We start from the raw sequence: 2,048 nt of genomic DNA on the forward strand, positions 1-2,048 counted from the left end.
GTGGCAGGCACCCAGTACCTGGTCGCCTACTTCGCCACCAAGACCTTCAGCGTGACCCCCGCGGTCACCCCCGGAGGCGCCATCGTCCCGGCCTTCAGCTCGCCTCCGGTCAACTCCCTCCCGGCCGGCGGCTCCTACACCTTCAATATCAATCCCGACACCGGCTACCAGGTCACCGACGTCTCGGTCGATGGCGTCTCGATAGGGGCGGTGAGGACCTACACCTTCGTCAACATCCAGGCCAGCCACACGCTTACGGCGGTTTTCAGCGTCATACCCAAAGTGACGGCGGTGGCGAACCCGAAGGACGGTCAGACCACCGGCCTGGGACCGGCCTACGCCGTGATGCTGAACGGCACTCTCAGTACCACCAATATCGGCAGCCTCACCTACCTCTGGTCTGTCATCGACAGTTCCCCGACCGGTTTGACCGGCGGCGCCTTCGACAACAACGCCAGCGGCAAGCCCCTCTTCTATGCGGACAAGCCGGGAACGTACACCGTCATGCTGACGGCCAGCGACGGGCTGGGCCACAGCGACACAAACAGCATCAATGTCAACGTGGTCACCCGCCAGGCTTACGAGTCTCTATACTGCGCTTCCTGCCACTCCGGCAGGAGCGGTGACCTGGTTCCCAAATACGACTCCTCCAAGCACTACCTCACCACCGTCACCGTGGTGAGCTGCCAGTTCTGCCACCTCCCGGGCCAGCCGGACACCAACCACTACACCATCCAGCACCCGATCGACGTCTGCAAGGGCTGCCACACCTCGTTCAAGCCGAGCACCCCTGGTCACCTGAACAAGCCCGGCACCAACGGCTGCGTCAACTGCCACGATGCCCACAGCACCCAGCCGATCCTCTTCCTGGGCAAGCAGACGCCGCACTTCAACAACCTGACCACCGGGACCTATCCCGCCTCCTACGTGACCTCCCGTGTCAGCTGCGCGAACTGCCACAGCGCCACCCAGGACACCCAGGCCGCCGACGACAACCGCCACGCCTGGGCCGGCTCCAAGCATGCCGCGAGCCTGGAAGCTGCCTGGATGAGCAAGGACTTCAAGACCATGGACGGCTGCGTGCGCTGCCATACCGCCACCGGCTTCATCGCCTACTCGAGCTCGAAGGTGACCAAGGCCTGGGGGAACGCCGGCGACAAGACCAAGGAAGTGCTGGCCTGCAACGCCTGCCACACCCCCGAATTCGCCGTCCGTCCCTTCAAGCCCTACAGCTCTGCTGCCGCCTTCACCTTCCGGGTGGACGCCGTGAACCAGGTGACCCTCTCGTACAAGAACTACGACTACGGCGTCTCCAACGTCTGCCTGCGCTGCCACGCCGGGACCACCAACGGCGAGATGGTGAAACGGGTCTCCGCCTTCACCAACTTCACCGCGGCCAATCGCCTCCTCAACCACTACATGGCCGGCGGCGGGGTGATGGACAACAACATCGGCTACGAGTTCGACGGGACGCCGCGCGGCAGGACTGTCGACTTCAACAAGCAGAACACCTGGCACTCCGGCATCGGAAGCGCCGCCTCGGCGGTCGACACCGGCACCAGCGGCGCCTGCGTGGTCTGCCACATGAGATCTCCGGGACAAAAGCACAGCTTCGCCGCGGTCTTCAAGAACAACAGCGGGGCGGTGACCGCCATCCCGGCGCAGATCCCGGTCTGCGACAAGTGCCACCCCTCCAGCCTGGGAGGCGGCCCCAACATGACCGTCGACCAGCTGAACATCTACCGTAACGGCTTCGCCGCGGCGCTGGCGGTACTCAAGGCCGAGCTCCAGGCCAAAGGCTTCAACCCCGACGGCGGCGCGGTAGCCAGCTGGGGAGCCACCGCCATCGAGCGCTCCAACAACATGGGGGCCTACTACAACTACTTCCTGCTGAAGCAGGGCGACCGCGGGGCCTACGTGCACAACCCGACCTACGCCAAGCGCCTGATCCAGTACTCGATCGACTGGTTGGATAACGGCATCTTCGACGACTCGACGGCCCTCTCGATCCACGAGGTTGCCGGGCCGACGCTGGACACCAAGAACAC

At 64.5% G+C, this 2,048-nt stretch carries 1 protein-coding gene; it reads left to right on the forward strand.

From position 1 onward, the window contains the following. On the forward strand, positions 1 to 2,048 hold a 2,048-nt coding region (locus AC11W3_RS10745; protein WP_484092987.1), incomplete at both ends, for a PKD domain-containing protein.

The sequence above is a fragment of the Geomonas sp. genome (genome assembly GCF_056994735.1).